This window comes from Vibrio sp. OPT46 (assembly GCF_015163535.1).
Lineage (GTDB): Bacteria > Pseudomonadota > Gammaproteobacteria > Enterobacterales > Vibrionaceae > Vibrio > Vibrio alginolyticus.
The window spans coordinates 38,772-54,940 of sequence record NZ_JADDYG010000678.1; the positions used below are offsets into that span (position 1 = coordinate 38,772).

14 protein-coding genes are annotated in these 16,169 nt (G+C 44.7%); 10 read left to right on the plus strand and 4 right to left on the minus strand.

Annotated elements, in window-relative coordinates; genetic code table 11:
* The first annotated feature begins 351 nt into the window (after positions 1–351).
* Both ung and IQR33_RS24450 read left to right on the plus strand, forming a co-directional pair.
* Positions 352–1,032, plus strand: a complete 681-nt coding sequence (gene ung, locus IQR33_RS24445) for a uracil-DNA glycosylase (RefSeq protein ID WP_005382846.1) — start codon at positions 352–354, stop codon at positions 1,030–1,032.
* Positions 1,033–1,145: 113 nt separating this feature from the next.
* A complete protein-coding gene (locus tag IQR33_RS24450) occupies positions 1,146–1,697 on the plus strand; it encodes a hemerythrin domain-containing protein (protein WP_017821507.1) in 552 nt (183 codons plus the stop codon).
* A 236-nt stretch (positions 1,698–1,933) separates the two neighbouring features.
* On the opposite strand, the gene IQR33_RS24455 is transcribed toward IQR33_RS24450, so the two are convergent.
* A complete protein-coding gene (locus tag IQR33_RS24455) occupies positions 1,934–2,119 on the minus strand; it encodes a DUF3545 family protein (RefSeq protein WP_005381805.1) in 186 nt (61 codons plus the stop codon).
* A gap of 721 nt (positions 2,120–2,840) precedes the next feature.
* Here IQR33_RS24455 and IQR33_RS24460 point away from each other — a divergent pair.
* Both IQR33_RS24460 and yaaA read left to right on the plus strand, forming a co-directional pair.
* A complete protein-coding gene (locus IQR33_RS24460; RefSeq protein WP_005381800.1) occupies positions 2,841–4,274 on the plus strand; it encodes an alanine/glycine:cation symporter family protein in 1,434 nt (477 codons plus the stop codon).
* Between the two features lie 110 nt (positions 4,275–4,384).
* Entirely contained in the window at positions 4,385–5,161 is a 777-nt protein-coding gene (gene yaaA / locus IQR33_RS24465; RefSeq protein ID WP_005382848.1) for a peroxide stress protein YaaA, read from the plus strand.
* 109 nt (positions 5,162–5,270) lie between these two features.
* Here the strand turns inward: yaaA and srmB are convergent, their stop codons facing one another.
* Together srmB and IQR33_RS24475 are read right to left on the minus strand one after the other, a co-directional pair.
* On the minus strand, positions 5,271–6,494 hold the full coding sequence (srmB, locus tag IQR33_RS24470; protein ID WP_005381797.1) for an ATP-dependent RNA helicase SrmB: 1,224 nt from the start codon (positions 6,492–6,494) through the stop codon (positions 5,271–5,273).
* A gap of 107 nt (positions 6,495–6,601) precedes the next feature.
* The gene (locus IQR33_RS24475) at positions 6,602–7,321 is read right to left on the minus strand and encodes a tRNA1(Val) (adenine(37)-N6)-methyltransferase (protein WP_017635070.1); all 720 of its coding nucleotides are present in this window, start codon (positions 7,319–7,321) and stop codon (positions 6,602–6,604) included.
* Between the two features lie 330 nt (positions 7,322–7,651).
* Here IQR33_RS24475 and brnQ point away from each other — a divergent pair, with 330 nt between their 5' ends.
* Positions 7,652–8,962: a branched-chain amino acid transport system II carrier protein gene (brnQ, locus tag IQR33_RS24480; RefSeq protein WP_005381792.1), complete on the plus strand. Its 1,311-nt coding sequence runs from the start codon at positions 7,652–7,654 to the stop codon at positions 8,960–8,962.
* An 85-nt stretch (positions 8,963–9,047) separates the two neighbouring features.
* On the opposite strand, the gene fldB is transcribed toward brnQ, so the two are convergent.
* Positions 9,048–9,566 carry a flavodoxin FldB gene (gene fldB / locus IQR33_RS24485; RefSeq protein WP_005381790.1) on the minus strand — a complete coding sequence of 173 codons (519 nt, stop codon included), beginning with the start codon at positions 9,564–9,566 and terminating at the stop codon, positions 9,048–9,050.
* 157 nt (positions 9,567–9,723) lie between these two features.
* Here fldB and xerD point away from each other — a divergent pair, with 157 nt between their 5' ends.
* From xerD to lysS, 5 genes are all read left to right on the plus strand, one after another.
* Positions 9,724–10,641 carry a site-specific tyrosine recombinase XerD gene (gene xerD / locus IQR33_RS24490; RefSeq protein WP_005381788.1) on the plus strand — a complete coding sequence of 306 codons (918 nt, stop codon included), beginning with the start codon at positions 9,724–9,726 and terminating at the stop codon, positions 10,639–10,641.
* Positions 10,642–10,700: 59 nt separating this feature from the next.
* Positions 10,701–11,489, plus strand: coding sequence for a bifunctional protein-disulfide isomerase/oxidoreductase DsbC (gene dsbC, locus IQR33_RS24495; protein WP_005381786.1), 789 nt, complete (start codon positions 10,701–10,703; stop codon positions 11,487–11,489).
* 43 nt (positions 11,490–11,532) lie between these two features.
* Positions 11,533–13,272 carry a single-stranded-DNA-specific exonuclease RecJ gene (recJ, locus tag IQR33_RS24500; protein WP_193837554.1) on the plus strand — a complete coding sequence of 580 codons (1,740 nt, stop codon included), beginning with the start codon at positions 11,533–11,535 and terminating at the stop codon, positions 13,270–13,272.
* Positions 13,273–13,445: 173 nt separating this feature from the next.
* A protein-coding gene (gene prfB, locus IQR33_RS24505) for a peptide chain release factor 2 (RefSeq protein WP_193837555.1) occupies positions 13,446–14,544 on the plus strand; the annotation gives its coding sequence in 2 pieces (ribosomal slippage) (positions 13,446–13,520 and positions 13,522–14,544; 1,098 coding nt in all).
* Between the two features lie 34 nt (positions 14,545–14,578).
* Entirely contained in the window at positions 14,579–16,096 is a 1,518-nt protein-coding gene (gene lysS, locus IQR33_RS24510; RefSeq protein WP_193837556.1) for a lysine--tRNA ligase, read from the plus strand.
* Positions 16,097–16,169 lie beyond the last annotated feature (73 nt).

Here is a 16,169-nt window from a genome sequence, read left to right on the forward strand (position 1 = left end):
ATATTTGGCAGCAAGAGATCGACACGTTGCGTCAATTCCATTTAGCGGCCATTGCCAGTTAATGGCGTAACCACAAAGTTGGCACCTTTCTTTCTTAGTCATTGAACATCAATCTCTGAATTAGCAAAGAAGGATGCCAACATGTCTCGACCACTCTCTTTTACTCCTTATGCTTACACTCGTCGCGTGCTTCGCTTACCGATGCCTAATCGTCACATTACCGGACGGGGGCATTTTCGAACGCCACAGAAGCATTAGTCTTTTATTACTTGTCTCAAGTTCGTGGTAAGTTTTTGTTTGTTTGAGTTTCGCTCGTTAGAATAGAAGCAAAATTTAGGACAGGAACTTTCCATGAATCAGTCACCCACTTGGCACGATGTGATCGGCGAAGAGAAAAAGCAGAGCTACTTTGTAGACACCTTGAATTTTGTTGAAGCCGAACGCGCCGCAGGCAAAGCTATTTTTCCTCCCGCAAAAGATGTCTTTAACGCGTTTCGTTTTACCGAGTTCAAAGACGTTAAGGTCGTGATTCTAGGACAAGACCCATACCACGGCCCAAATCAGGCGCATGGCCTGTGTTTCTCTGTACTTCCTGGCATTAAAACGCCACCGTCACTGGTTAATATGTATAAAGAGCTGGCGCAAGATATTGAAGGTTTCCAAATCCCTCAGCATGGTTTTTTGCAAAGCTGGGCTGAACAAGGCGTATTGTTACTCAATACGGTATTAACGGTGGAGCAAGGTAAAGCGCATTCACATTCAAAGACAGGTTGGGAAACGTTTACTGATCGAGTGATTGAAGCCATTAATCAGCATCAAGAAGGTGTAGTGTTCTTGCTGTGGGGTTCACATGCACAGAAGAAAGGTCGTTTTATCGATCGCAATAAGCACCATGTGTTAGCTGCCCCACACCCATCGCCACTTTCTGCACATCGAGGCTTTTTCGGTTGTAAGCATTTCTCTCAAGCAAACCAGTTGCTTACATCACAAGAAAAAGCACCAATTAACTGGCATTTGCCATTAACGGTATAAATGAAGAGACAGCGATCATGGATGCTATGATCGCTGTTTTTTTGAGCATGCTCGAGGCTGATAGTAAATTTCTCATGTACACTTACTAAAAGTAGGTGTTAAGGAGAGACGCTATGATGATCGAAAGAATTCGACGCGAACATGGTTATATGGTTCGTCTGTTGGCGATACTGCGCCATAAGCTTAATGAGATAAAAAAAGAACGTGTAATCAACTATGCGTTAGTAAGCGAGATTGTTGATTACCTCTCTAATCATTCGGAGAAAGTACACCACCCGAAAGAAGATATCCTCTATCACCACTTTCTTGAACACTATGGTAAGCAACAAACCATGGAAAATTTAGAGAAAGAACATCTAGAGTTAGCTAGTAAAACCAGAGAGTTTTCATCCGTGATAGAGATGATCCTTCAGGATGCTGTTGTGCCACAAGACATGTTCGTCGCTCACCTAGAAGATTTCATTGAATCGCAAAGGCGCCACTTGGAGCTAGAAGAGCGAAAAATTTTGCCTCTCATTGAAGAGTTATTTACCACAGAAGATTGGCAGCATGTCGAGAGCTTATGGAGCGTCAGTGAGGATGATCCTGTGTTTGGTGACACGATTGCTGATCGTTATAAGCAGTTGGCCGAACGTGTTCGTCAAAGTGATACTGAGTATGTTTAAGCCTGAGTGATGAAACCTGAGCGAGCGAAAGCCGTCTCTCGGGTTTGTGAGATACATTTCTTATTTATTGGGAATCAACCGAAAATTTAGTGTGCATATTTCTCGGCAAAAAGTACGGAAGATTCTCATTGAGTAATAATGGTATTCATACTTAAACCTTGGTACATAAACTCACGGTGTTTACGGTCACTGTAAACAAAAAACAAAAGGCACCTGTAAGGTGCCTTTTGTTTGAATTAGAGTTTAATGTCTTCCAAGTTATAATCGGTACAGACATCAAGTTCGCGCAGCTCTTTAAGCAAATTGCGTCTGTCGTTCATCTCTTCTATTTCACGCCACTTTCGCTTTACTGGTTTGGCACGAGATTTGGTTGTTGAGGTAGTATCCAGATTAAAAATGTCATCTAGTTGAAAGCCTTCCATAAGCCACCTTTACCTTTCTTAAGCTAAACTGTTGTAACCAGTCCTTGTGGAGTTTTTTAAGTACCACAATAGCCGTGAGAATAACCATGATATATTTCGCATTTGTGTCGGTAGCATGACATTTTCGTGCAAAAATATTCTCAAAATCACACTTTTTATTGCAACGATGTGGATAAAAAATGCACAAACGATCTCAAGAAAACGATTAAATAGAGAGATTTTCTATGTTAATTCGATTTGATGAATGGGTGCACTGCGCAAAGGTTAAAGTTGCATAAAATCAGTTTGATGAAATAGTGTTCAATTAGATGGTAAGTCACTAGCGTAAATTTATGTAACACCTTGTGAATACTAGCTTGTTCTTGTTTATACGGTTTACCATTCCATTTAATGAAGAATAATTATTTATGTTGGCGTTTGGTAATTGAAATGTTGCGCAGTTTGAGTGTTAAGTCTTCTATTTATGTTATTTTTTGGTGACTTTATAGTGAAAAATAACAATGTTATTCTTGTTGTTGCATATTGATTTTTGCGCTCCTAGGTTGCATTATCCGCCCGTCAAAAAATACGCTGGTACGTAAAATGGATGCATGAAGCGACGTTTACGATTCTAGATTGCCCATAAACATTACTTAAAAAGCTAAGCACACTTTGACACTTAGCAGGCAATTTGGTGGATGGCTAGGACGCATAGACTGGCGCAACTCACTTTGAGGTACACATGACAGACTTAATCAATTTGATGAACGATCTCCTCTGGGGCTCGATTCTGGTTTATCTTCTTGTTGGTGTTGGTATTTACTTCACCGTTCGATTAGGGTTCATTCAGTTCCGCCATTTCGGCCACATGTTCTCTGTTCTTAAGAACAGCCGTAAAGCAGACAAAGCTGGTATTTCTTCTTTCCAAGCGCTTTGTACTAGTCTTGCTGCACGTGTTGGTACAGGTAACATGGCGGGCGTTGCAGTGGCATTGACTGCGGGTGGTCCTGGTGCGATCTTCTGGATGTGGCTGATTGCAATGCTTGGTATGGCAACATCGTTTGCTGAGAGCACACTGGCGCAGCTATACAAAACCAAAGATGATGATGGCAACTACCGTGGTGGCCCTGCCTACTACATGGAAAAAGGCTTGGGCATGCGTTGGATGGGCGTGTTGTTCTCAGTTTTCCTAATCATCGCTTTTGGTTTGGTATTCAACGCCGTACAAGCTAACTCAATTGCCAATGCAATGAGCAACGCATTTGGTTGGAATAACCTGTATGTCGGTATTGCCGTTGTTCTACTGTCTGCAATTGTTATTTTCGGTGGCATCAAGCGTATCGCAAGAGTTGCTGAGATGATCGTTCCGATCATGGCACTACTTTATCTAGCCCTAGCGCTGTTCATCATGTTCTCTAACCTAGAGAAATTACCTGATGTATTGATGCTTATCTTTAAGAGTGCATTTGGTCTGCAAGAAGCAGCAGCAGGTGGTCTTGGCTACGCAATTGCACAGGCAATGATTAACGGTATCAAGCGCGGTCTATTCTCGAATGAAGCAGGTATGGGTTCTGCACCTAACGCGGCAGCTTCAGCAACACCTTACCCACCACACCCAGCGTCTCAAGGTTACGTACAGATGCTAGGCGTGTTCATGGATACGATCGTTATCTGTTCTGCAACAGTGGCTATCATCCTGATGTCTGGTGAGTATGTCGGTCAAGCAACAGAAGTGACGGGTATCGAGCTAACTCAGCGTGCATTGAGCTCACAAGTTGGCGATTGGGGCGGCATCTTTGTTGCTGTGGCAATCTTCTTCTTTGCGTTTACTTCAATCATTGCAAACTACTCGTATGCTGAAACGAACTTAATCTTCCTAGAGCACAATCATAAAGCGGGCTTAAGCATTTTCCGCGTTATTGTTCTTGGTATGGTGATGTTTGGTGCACTAGCTTCGTTACCAGTCGTATGGTCGCTTGCTGACGTCTCTATGGGTCTGATGGCGATAGTCAACTTAGTGGCGATCATCTTGCTATCTGGCATCGTGATTAAACTGGCAAAAGATTACAACCGCCAGCTTGGTGAAGGCAAAGTGCCAACATTTGATGCGAATGACTTCCCGGAGCTGAAATCTCAGCTTGAAGAAGGCATTTGGTACAACGATAAAAAAGACTAAGTGAGCTATCACTCATAGTTGAAAGCTATTAGTACGATGTAAAAAGCCATGCAGACAATGCATGGCTTTTTTTGTACCCTATTAAAAACAAAATTAGAGAAGGGAAAGTCATGCTTATCGTAGTTTCTCCAGCGAAGACTCTTGATTACGAGTCTCCGTTAGCGACAGAAAAATTTACTCAACCTGAGTTGGTCGAATACTCAAAAGAGCTTATCGATGTTTGCCGCAAACTGACTCCTGCTGATGTTGCCTCTTTAATGAAAGTGAGCGACAAGATTGCCGATTTAAATGTGGGCCGATTCCAAGAGTGGAGTGAAACGTTTACCACGGAAAACTCACGACAAGCCATTCTTGCATTTAAAGGTGACGTTTACACAGGGCTAGACGCCGAAAGTTTATCTGAAGCGGACTTCGAATATGCTCAAGATCATCTGCGTATGCTATCGGGTCTTTATGGTTTACTAAAACCACTTGATTTGATGCAGCCATACCGTCTTGAAATGGGTACCAAGCTTGCAAACGACAAGGGTACGAACTTGTACCAGTTTTGGGGCAATGTAATTACGGACAAGCTTAACGAAGCGATTTCTGCTCAAGGTGATAATGTCCTTATCAACCTTGCATCAAATGAATACTTTAAAGCGGTTAAGCCAAAGAATTTAGATGCGCAAGTGATCACGCCAGTATTCAAAGATTGTAAGAATGGTCAATACAAGGTCATCAGTTTTTACGCGAAGAAAGCGCGCGGTATGATGGCGCGTTACATCATTGAAAACCGTGTTGAGAGCGTTGCAGACCTGACTAAGTTTGATACGGCGGGTTACTACTTTGTGGAAGATGAATCGACGCCAACAGAGTTAGTATTTAAACGCGAAGAGCAAAAATAAAGCTGATTGAGACGTAGTCTACGTTAATCTCTATCAGCACAAACGAAAAAGGGTTGGCATTGCCAACCCTTTGTTATTTTCTAGCTTGAGCTACTTGGCCCCAACAAGATTACTTCTTCTTAGCGGTTTTCTTTTTCGCTACTTTTTTCTTGTCGTCTTTTTTCTTTTTCTTCTTAAACACAGGCTTTTTGTGTTTAGGACGCATCTCTTTCACGAAACGCTCTTTGATGTCTTCTTTCACGTAACGTGCAACGCGATCCATCATTGGTTGGTCGTGTGCTTCTACGATTGAGATAGCGTTACCTTTCTTACCTGCGCGAGCCGTACGGCCGATACGGTGAAGGTAAACATCAGCCGTGCGCGGCATGTCGTAGTTGATAACGTGTGATACATCCGGAAGATCGATACCACGCGCAGCAACGTCCGTCGCGAGCAGCACGTTCACAGTTCCATCGCGGAAGCGAGAAATCGCATTGTTACGACGATCTTGCGGCATTTCACCTTGAATCCAAGAACATGGAATCTGTGCACTTTCAAGCTGCGCTCGTAGCTCAGCCAAACGCTCACGAGTCTTTAAAAAGACGATAGTGCGCTCAGCTTGCTGAGTAATAATGTGTTTTAGTAATTCCAGTTTGTGTTCAGCATCATCAGCTCGGTGGTACCACTGAGCAATTTTCTTACGCTCACGCAGCGGCGATTTTGCGTCGATCTCTGCTGGGTCATTCAACAGATCAGCGGTAAAGCCTTCTACGCCTTTCCCTTCTAACGTTGCTGAGAACAGAAGGGTTTGCTTACGCCAGCGACATTCGTTAGATAGGCGATCGACTGTAGGAGCAAAACCCATATCTAGCATACGGTCTGCTTCATCAAGGATTAACCATTCGATTGCACGACAATCAAAACGTTCTGCATCAATGTATTCTTTTAAACGGCCAGGTGTCGCAACCACAATGTCTTGTGTTGTTGCAAGGATGTCGGCGTGCTCTTGGTACTGAACACCACCAGTGATGGTGAAAATGTTGAGTTTGGTATTTTTTGCCAAAGCACGTGCTTGATCGGCAATTTGCATCGCCAGTTCGCGAGTAGGCGTTAGGATCAAAATACGCGCAGGTCCAGGCTTACGACGAGGGAAGTCTTGCAAGTATTGCAATGCTGGCAGGACGAAGGCGGCCGTTTTACCAGTTCCTGTTGGCGCTGACGCTAGAATGTCACGACCGTCCAACGCTTGTGGAATCGCTTCTGCCTGAATTTTTGTTGGGCGTTCGTAACCCATCTCTTCAATGGCTTCAAGTAGGTTTTGGTCTAGATCAAGTTCAGCAAAGGTTCTGATCACAATGAGTTCTCCACAAGCAAAGCTTGGTTAATGGTTCGCCACAACAGCATAGAATACAAAAAGGTCGCACATTATAAAGTGATTGGTGATAAGGATCACATGTTATTTCACATCTTAAGATAAAACTCGCGGGTTAACTGGATGAAATCATCACTATAGCCGTCATTTGAACGGATAATTAAATGTGACGTCTGCAAATCGCAAGGTCGTTTTGACAGTTCAAATAACAGTCGGTGTACTGGTTTCTTTTCTGATGGTTGCACACGACAGATCCGCGATAGATACCAACTTTGGTTTAATGCTAGCTCAATGAACTGCTCGCCTTCGGTGATTGGCAACACAAAACTAGCTCTCCCTTCGTCATCAAGCAAATGATAGCAACGCTGTAGCAATGCGTTATGGCCTAGCGTATCAGTGTGCCTCGCGGTTGCACGTTGACTGTGTTTCGATTGCTCGCCGCTGTTGAAGTAGGGCGGGTTACAAATGATGCGTTGGAATGGATGTGTCGGCGTAAAGTGCAGTATGTCGGTGTGATGCACACTTACACGATCTGACCAAGGAGACTGGGCCATATTTTTTTGCGCGGCAGCAACGGCTGTTAATTCGATATCGACCGCGGTTATTTGAGCTTCTGTAAAGCGTTGAGCACACATCAGGGCAAGCAGGCCAGTGCCAGTGCCAATATCGAGAATTTTAGCGTCGTTAGGGCTTTGAATCCAAGCACCAAGCATTACCCCATCTGTGCTGACTGGCATACCACTCTCGCCGCCCTCAATACAAAATTGCTTAAAATTGAAGCCTTTAGTTTTCAGTTTTTTGTTCTTCATGATTGTTTTATATTTGCTCAATAATTAAGTGGATTGCTCTATTGTTTATTAATTGTATAGATTGTTGTTTTGTTGGTTACTAAATTGTATTGTTAATTGATCGAGATAAAGAACTGGTCTGTTATTTGGATCTGGTTATATCCACTGCTTTTAAGTTTGAAAACTAAATTAATATGGTGTTTTTTTCTTAAAGGTTGCCAAATGATGAGTCTTTCGTCATTATGCGGCGAAAATTTTATAGATTGAACCACGTGTACTTATTGACTTTAGGTATACAAAAAGTGGTCTAAGCATACACAACATTCATTAATTAAAAGACAAGGGTTATCTGTGAAGCAGACGTTAAAACTAACAGATATTATCGCAGTAGGCTTTATGCTATTTGCGTTCTTTTTAGGTGCGGGCAATATTATCTTTCCACCTCTAGCGGGTCAGTTAGCGGGTGAAAACTTAATGCCAGCTATGTTTGGTTTCTTGCTAACAGCGGTAGGTCTACCTCTTATTACTATCGTTGCTATTGCTGTTGCTGGTGGTTCTTGGGATCACTTGACGCAAGATCTTCCGAAAAAAGCGGCAGTTCTTATGGCTGCACTGATTTTCATCATCATTGGTCCTGCGTTTGCAGCGCCTCGTACTGGCCTAGTGGCTTACGAGATGGCGGTGAAACCTTTCTTCCTTGAGGCGTCACAAACGCATCTGACAGCGTTCTCAGTGATCTTCTTTATCGCAGCAATGATGTTCTCATGGTTCCAAGGCCGTTTGATCGATCTCATCGGTAAAGTACTGACACCAGCATTGTTCGTTGGTTTGATCATTCTTGCTGTCGCTGTCTTCCTTGATCCTCAGGGCGATATGATTGGCGCGCACGGTGAATACCTAACGCAGCCTCTGACCAAAGGCTTCTTAGAAGGCTACAACACAATGGATACGTTCGCGTCATTGATGTTTGGCATGCTGATGGTTGATGCACTGCGCGGTAAAGGCATTACTGAGCGCTCTGCAACTACTAAATATCTGATCTATGCAGGTTGTATTGCTGCTGCTGGTCTTGCGTTTGTTTACATCTCACTATTTTACTTAGGTGCGACGAGTGCAACGGTTGCTGCTGGTGCTGATAATGGTGGCCTAGTGCTTAGCCAATACGTTCAAGCGTTGTTTGGTCCATACGGTCAAATCGTTCTGTCTGTCATCGTATTGCTAGCGTGTCTGACAACCGCGATTGGCTTGATTTCTGCGTGTTCAGATTTCTTCAGCTCGAAAACACCACTGTCATACAAGCAATGGGTACTGATTAATGGTTCTGTTTGTGCATTGGTTGCAAACGTTGGTCTTGCGCAGCTGATTTCTCTGTCAGTGCCAGTATTGTTTGCGCTGTACCCTGTGGCGATTGCGTTGGTTGCACTAACATTTGTGCGCAGCAAACTGCCGAATCCACGCTTTGCTTACCGTGCAGTACTGCTTGTATCTCTGCTGTTTGCGTTGGTTGATGCGGCAAAAGTATCGGGTATTGATGTTTCTGCGTTTAACATGTTGCCATTATTCGAAGTCGGCATGGGTTGGGTGCTTCCAACATTTGCGGCTATCGTGTGCATGTTCTTCATCGCGAAACCTCGCCCAGAGCTAGCACAAGAAACCGCGTAATCACTTCGCGTTATCAAGATAATAAAAAGCCCGATGAATTACTTCATCGGGCTTTTTACTTTTTAATGATGACGTGTTTGCGCTATTAAAGCGTGTCGTGGAATTCCACAAGAACTTGTTCACACCATTTTTCGATGCGTTCATCACTCAGTTCGTACTGTGAGTCTTCATCTAACGCAAGTCCAACAAACTTGCTGCCATCTTCGATCAATGCTTTCGATGCTTCAAATTCGTAGCCTTCATTTGGCCAGTAACCGATAAAGGTTGCGCCTGTGGCTTGCAATTCATCGTGAAGTAAGCCCATCGCATCTAAATACCACTCTCCGTAACCTTCTTGGTCACCCAGACCAAACAGCGCTACAACTTTGCCTTTCAGTGGCGTGGTCGCGATGTCTTGCCAAATCGCGTTCCAATCTTCTTGAATTTCACCAAAATCCCAAGTTGAGATGCCAAGGAGTAATAAGTCGTAGTCCGCCATTAGTGATAACGGTGTCTCTTTCACATTGTGAATGTCGACAAGGTCTTCACCAATAAGGGTACGAATTTTCTCTGCTGCCATTTCGGTGTAGCAGGTCGTTGAGCCGTAAAAGAGTCCGATTTTCATTATATTCGTCGTTATTTGTGTTGCTGTTGTGGAAGATTCTAACCATAAATTGAGGAAGATTGCAGCGAATATCCTATGTGGGATGATTTTTTATGGTATTGGATTGACAGGTGCTTTAATCTAAATACTGTAAATATAAACAGATAAGGAAGCATTCATGACGGCACAACAGCCTGTCAATCAACAAGATTTTTCGCTTGTTGAGCAATTCTTAGATGCGATGTGGATGGAGCGTGGTCTATCAGAGAACACGTTGGCTTCCTACCGAAACGATTTAATGAAGCTGCTCGTGTGGATGGAAAAACATCGATACCGTCTTGATTTTATCAGTTTGTCTGGCTTGCAAGAATATCAAAGCCACCTTGTAGATTTAGATTACAAACAGACGTCTCGTGCGCGTATGTTGTCGGCGATTCGCCGTTTATTCCAATATCTGCATCGTGAGAAGGTGCGTGCTGATGACCCGAGTGCGCTCTTGGTTAGCCCTAAACTGCCACAACGTTTACCCAAAGATATTAGTGAAGAGCAAGTTGACGCGTTGCTCGAAGCGCCAGACCCGAATGACCCTATAGAATTGCGCGATAAAGCGATGCTAGAGCTACTCTACGCGACAGGGTTGCGTGTGACAGAGCTCGTCAGTTTGACCATGGAAAATGTTAGCTTGCGCCAAGGGGTGGTGCGCGTGACTGGTAAAGGTGGTAAAGAACGCCTGGTTCCTATGGGGGAAAACGCGGTCGATTGGATCGAGACGTTCATTCAACAAGGGCGCCCTGCGTTACTTGGTGATACATCATCTGATATTGTTTTTCCTAGTAAACGCGCAAGACAGATGACTCGTCAGACGTTTTGGCACCGTATTAAGTACTATGCTTTGATAGCAGGGATTGATACTGATCAGCTGTCGCCGCACGTACTGCGGCATGCCTTTGCCACGCATTTATTGAACTATGGCGCAGATCTCAGGGTCGTACAGATGCTTTTAGGACATAGTGACTTATCGACCACGCAAATTTATACTCACGTGGCGACTGAACGATTGAAGCAGATCCACAGTCAACACCACCCAAGAGCGTAACAATGGTTAGATTCATCCATGTCTTCTTGGAAAAACGATTTTACATTAAGGTGAATTTCATGAGCGTATTACGCCGACTAACTCTGCTGACTTTACCATTTTTTGTTACCGCTTGTGGTGCAGAAGAAAGTCAGGCTCAAACGGAGACTCCTGCGCAACAAGTAGCGCCAGCTGCACAAAGCGGCTTTGATGAAGCAGCATTAAAAACTAAGTTCTCAAAGCTTGGTTTATCTATCGTTGATATTCAACCATCAGACGTCGCTGGCTTATTGGAAATTCAAACCAATGGCGGGATCCTGTTTGCTTCAAATGATGGTAGCCACTTTATCGCCGGTACGCTTTATGCCATTAATGATGATGGCAGTTACAAAGATGTCATAGCAGAGCGTCAAGCGCCGCTTAACGCCGAGAAAATTGCGCAGTTCTCCGATAGCATGATCGAATACAAAGCCGACGATGAAAAGTACGTTGTGACCGTATTCACTGATATCACCTGTGGTTACTGTGTGCGTCTGCATAGCCAAATGCAAGGCTATAATGATCTAGGTATCACAGTGCGTTACATGGCTTACCCTCGCCAAGGTGCAACTGGCCCTGTGGCAGAGCAAATGGCAACGATTTGGTGTGCTGAAGATCCGGCGTCGGCAATGCACAACGCGAAAGTGAATCGTACATTTGATAACCCTGCGAAAGACTTAAAACAGTGTAAAGAAACCATCCAGGCGCATTACAATCTAGGTCGCCAATTGGGTATTTCTGGTACGCCAGCAATCTTCTTACCGAATGGCGAAATGGTTGGTGGCTACCTACCACCTGCAGAGCTATTGAAACGTTTAAAGCAACTATAATCCATTAGGAGCAGAGCCGGCAAAGTTGTCGGCTCTTTTAAGCATGATAGAAATTCAACGACGTCCTGAACCTGATCTTTCCCTTCTTCCTGATTCCATTCCTCCGATTCTTAAACGTATCTACATCAACCGTGGGATAACGGATCTTTCACAATTAGAAACGTCGGCCCGTGGGTTGCATTCATATCAAAAACTCGGGGGGATTGAGCAAGCTGTCGATCTTTTGTTTCAGGCGATAAAAGAACAAAAACGCATCATCGTTGTCGGTGATTTTGACGCTGATGGTGCGACAAGCTCAGCATTATCAGTACTCGCGCTGCGTATGCTTGGTAGTCACAATGTGGATTACTTAGTGCCAAATCGTTTTGAAGACGGTTATGGGTTAAGTCCAGAAGTCGTTGACCAAGCCTTAGAGCTTGGCGCTGAGATGATCATGACGGTGGATAACGGCGTCTCATCAATCGAAGGTGTGCGTTACGCAAAAGAAAATGGCATTACCGTGCTCGTTACCGATCACCACTTGCCTGGACAAGTGTTGCCTGATGTGGATGCAATGGTGAACCCAAATCTTGAGAGCTGTAGCTTTCCATCTAAAGCGCTTGCGGGGGTGGGGGTCGCGTTTTATCTCATGATGGCACTATGCGTTCATATGCGAAAACACAATTGGTTTGCAGAACAGGGGATGCAAGAACCCAAGTTGATGGAACTGATTGACCTTGTTGCACTGGGTACCGTCGCCGACGTCGTTCCATTGGATGAAAACAACCGCATTCTTGTACACCAAGGCTTGCAACGTATTCGTGCGGGCAAAGCGCGTCCCGGTATCCAAGCGTTAATTGAGGTCGCGAAGCGCGATGCGCGTCGTTTAGTTGCGTCTGACTTTGGCTTTGCTTTAGGTCCACGTATTAACGCAGCAGGCCGTCTTGATGACATGTCTTTCGGTGTTGAACTGTTGATGTGTAACAACATCCACGCTGCTCGTCGCATGGCAAGTGAATTGGATGGCTTGAACCAAACTCGTAAAGAGATTGAAGAAGGCATGAAGCAAGAAGCGATGGCTTTCTGTGAGCGCCTTCAGTTTGGTGAAGGCAATGAGCTTCCTTATGGCCTAGCCTTGTTCCATCGTGATTGGCATCAAGGTGTGATTGGTATTTTGGCTTCGCGTATTAAAGAGAAGTTTCACCGTCCAGTCATTGCATTTGCTGATGGCGGAGAAGGGACGATTAAAGGCTCGTGTCGTTCTATTCCGGGGCTACACATGCGTGATGCGTTGGATTTCATCGACACGCAAAACCCGGGTTTGATCATCAAGTTTGGTGGACACGCCATGGCAGCAGGCTTAACGATTAAAGAGCAGGATTTTGAGCGTTTCAGTCGTTTGTTTGATGAAGTGGTAAAAAAGGAACTCGATGAAGCGGCGCTAAAAGGCGTGATCATGTCAGATGGTGAACTTAAGCCGGAAGAGTTCTCTATGCATGTTGCTGAACAGCTGCGATCGGGTGGCCCTTTTGGACAAGCTTTCCCAGAGCCAATCTTTGATGGTGAGTTTAAAGTACTGCATCAAAAGCTGGTGGGTGAGAAGCATCTTAAATTGATGTTAGAGCCGCTTTATAAAGGTCACCCTACCAATGTGATGATCGACGGCATTGCATTCAATGTTGATCTACGCCGATGGCCAGATGCATCGGTTAAAACAGTACGTCTCGCGTATAAGCTGGATGTGAATGAATTTCGTGGTAATCAATCATTGCAATTGATGATCGACCATATCGAAGCTAAGTAATACCTAGATTAACCTTTCTTATAGAGTACGGTTGCCCCTAAGTGGGCGTAAAATTTTATGACCGTGCTCTCTCTCACCGCAATCTGATTTCTCATCCGAAATTTTCCTGTATCTCGGTCACATTTTTCAGTAGAATTTCTCGGTTAAATTCTATTCTAAAATGTTGAGTAAACATGTTTGAAATCAATCCAATTAAAAACCGTCTACAGGACGTGTCTCAGCGCACAAATGTCCTGAGGGGGTATCTTTGACTATGACGCGAAGAAAGAGCGTCTAGAAGAAGTCAACGCAGAACTTGAACAACCAGATGTATGGAACGAACCTGAGCGTGCGCAAGCACTGGGCAAAGAGCGTGCATCACTAGAAGCGGTTGTTGAAACCATTGATCAACTAGAGCAAGGTGTGGAAGATGTAGAAGGTCTTCTTGAGCTGGCTGTAGAAGAAGAAGATCAAGAAACATTTGACGAAATTGAACCAGAACTTGCTGAGTTGGAAGAGAAGCTAGAAAAGCTTGAATTCCGTCGTATGTTCTCTGGCGACCACGATGGCTCTGATTGTTACATCGATTTGCAAGCAGGCTCTGGTGGTACAGAAGCACAAGACTGGACTAACATGCTGCTGCGTATGTACCTACGTTGGGCAGAAGCGAAGGGCTTCAAAGCTGAAGTGATTGAAGTCTCTGAAGGTGAAGTCGCGGGTCTTAAGTCGGCAACAGTTCGCATCTCTGGTGAATATGCGTACGGTTGGTTACGTACTGAAACGGGCGTTCATCGTCTTGTTCGTAAATCTCCGTTCGATTCAGGCGGTCGTCGCCATACGTCATTTGCTTCTGCGTTCATCTATCCAGAGATTGATGAAAACATCGACATCGACATTAATCCTTCCGACCTACGTATTGACGTTTACCGTGCGTCAGGCGCAGGTGGTCAGCACGTAAACACCACAGAATCTGCGGTACGTATTACGCACGTACCTACGAACACAGTGGTTCAGTGTCAGAATGACCGTTCTCAACATAAGAACAAAGATCAGGCAATGAAACAGCTTCGAGCGAAGCTATTTGAGCTTGAATTGCAAAAGCAAAATGCGGAAAAACAAGCTAATGAAGACGCTAAGTCTGACATTGGCTGGGGTAGCCAGATCCGTTCTTACGTATTGGATGACTCACGTATTAAGGACCTCCGTACGGGCATTGAAAACCGTAATACTCAAGCGGTTCTTGATGGCGATCTGGACAAATTTATTGAAGCTAGCCTGAAATCAGGTCTATAAAGCTTTTCACCGACAAAAACAGGATACATCGAAAATGACTGATGCTGTTCAAAACGAAACTGTACTAGAAGAAAATAAGCTGATTGCTGAACGCCGCGCTAAACTGGATGCAATCCGAAAGAGCTGCAAAGCGAACGGCCATCCAAACGACTTCCGTCGTGACGCACTAGCGGGCGACCTTCAGAAAGAGTTCGGTGAAAAGACGAAGGAAGAGCTAGAAGAGCTTAACCACGTAGTAGCAATCGCTGGCCGTATCATGGCTAAACGTGGTCCATTCTTGGTAATTCAAGAAACTTCTGGCCGTATCCAAGCTTACGCTGACAAAGCGGTTCAAAAAGTACTTAAAGAAAAATACCAAGGTCTAGATATCGGTGACATCATCGGTGTTAAAGGTGCACTTCATAAGTCTGGTAAGGGTGACCTATACGTGAACATGGAAGAGTACGAGTTGCTAACCAAAGCACTACGTCCACTTCCAGAAAAGTTCCACGGTCTAACTGACCAAGAGATGCGTTACCGCCAACGTTACGTTGACCTGATCGTTAACGAAGAATCTCGTCAAGCGTTCGTAGTACGTTCTAAAGTAATGTCTGCAATCCGCAACTTCATGATCTCTAAGCAGTTCATGGAAGTTGAAACGCCAATGATGCACGTTATCCCTGGCGGTGCGAGTGCGCGTCCATTCATCACGCACCACAACGCACTAGACATGCCAATGTACCTACGTATCGCGCCAGAGCTATACCTGAAGCGTCTAGTTGTTGGTGGTTTTGATCGCGTATTCGAAATCAACCGTAACTTCCGTAACGAAGGCCTTTCTCCACGCCACAACCCAGAATTCACAATGATGGAATTCTACATGGCGTACGCAGACTACAAAGATCTGATGGACCTAACTGAAGAACTACTAAGCTCAGTGGCGCAAGAAGTTCTAGGTTCAACGTCAATGCCTTACGGTGATGAAACGGTTGAGTTTGGTGGTACTTACACTCGTATGAGCATGTTCGAAGCAATCAAGCACTACAACCCAGACCACGCGCAAATCCAAGCGCTAACAGAAGAAGACCTACAAAACCGTGATCTAATGGTTTCTATCGCGAAATCTGTTCACGTTGAAGTAGAACCTTTCTGGACATGTGGTCAGCTTCTTGAAGAGATCTTTGGTGAAACAGCAGAACCTAAGCTAATGCAGCCTACGTTCATCACTGGTTACCCAGCAGATATTTCTCCGTTGGCTCGTCGTAGCGACGATAACCCGTTCTTTACAGACCGCTTTGAGTTCTTTATCGGTGGCCGTGAAGTAGCGAACGGTTTCTCAGAGCTTAACGATGCTGAAGACCAAGATGCACGCTTTAAAGCACAGGTTGAAGCGAAAGAGTCTGGTGACGACGAAGCAATGTTCTACGATGCAGACTACATCACTGCTCTAGAGCACGGCCTACCGCCAACAGCAGGCCAAGGTATCGGTATCGACCGTTTGGTTATGCTACTGACTAACACGCACACTATCCGTGACGTGATCTTATTCCCTGCAATGCGCCCGCAAGCGTAATTCGATAGGATGAGTAAAAACCACCTTCGGGTGGTTTTTTTTTGCCTTTTAGTTAAGCTGATTCAAGTTGTTG

Bases quoted from the DNA above. Each gene is read 5' to 3' on its own strand.
- IQR33_RS24475 (WP_017635070.1), bottom strand. From the start codon at position 7,321: ATGAAGAACAAAAAACTGAAAACTAAAGGCTTCAATTTTAAGCAATTT.
- fldB (WP_005381790.1), bottom strand. From the start codon at position 9,566: ATGAAAATCGGACTCTTTTACGGCTCAACGACCTGCTACACCGAAATG.
- lysS (WP_193837556.1), top strand. From the start codon at position 14,579: ATGACTGATGCTGTTCAAAACGAAACTGTACTAGAAGAAAATAAGCTG.
- dsbC (WP_005381786.1), top strand. From the start codon at position 10,701: ATGAGCGTATTACGCCGACTAACTCTGCTGACTTTACCATTTTTTGTT.
- xerD (WP_005381788.1), top strand. From the start codon at position 9,724: ATGACGGCACAACAGCCTGTCAATCAACAAGATTTTTCGCTTGTTGAG.
- recJ (WP_193837554.1), top strand. From the start codon at position 11,533: ATGATAGAAATTCAACGACGTCCTGAACCTGATCTTTCCCTTCTTCCT.
- IQR33_RS24460 (WP_005381800.1), top strand. From the start codon at position 2,841: ATGACAGACTTAATCAATTTGATGAACGATCTCCTCTGGGGCTCGATT.
- IQR33_RS24450 (WP_017821507.1), top strand. From the start codon at position 1,146: ATGATGATCGAAAGAATTCGACGCGAACATGGTTATATGGTTCGTCTG.
- IQR33_RS24455 (WP_005381805.1), bottom strand. From the start codon at position 2,119: ATGGAAGGCTTTCAACTAGATGACATTTTTAATCTGGATACTACCTCA.
- yaaA (WP_005382848.1), top strand. From the start codon at position 4,385: ATGCTTATCGTAGTTTCTCCAGCGAAGACTCTTGATTACGAGTCTCCG.
- ung (WP_005382846.1), top strand. From the start codon at position 352: ATGAATCAGTCACCCACTTGGCACGATGTGATCGGCGAAGAGAAAAAG.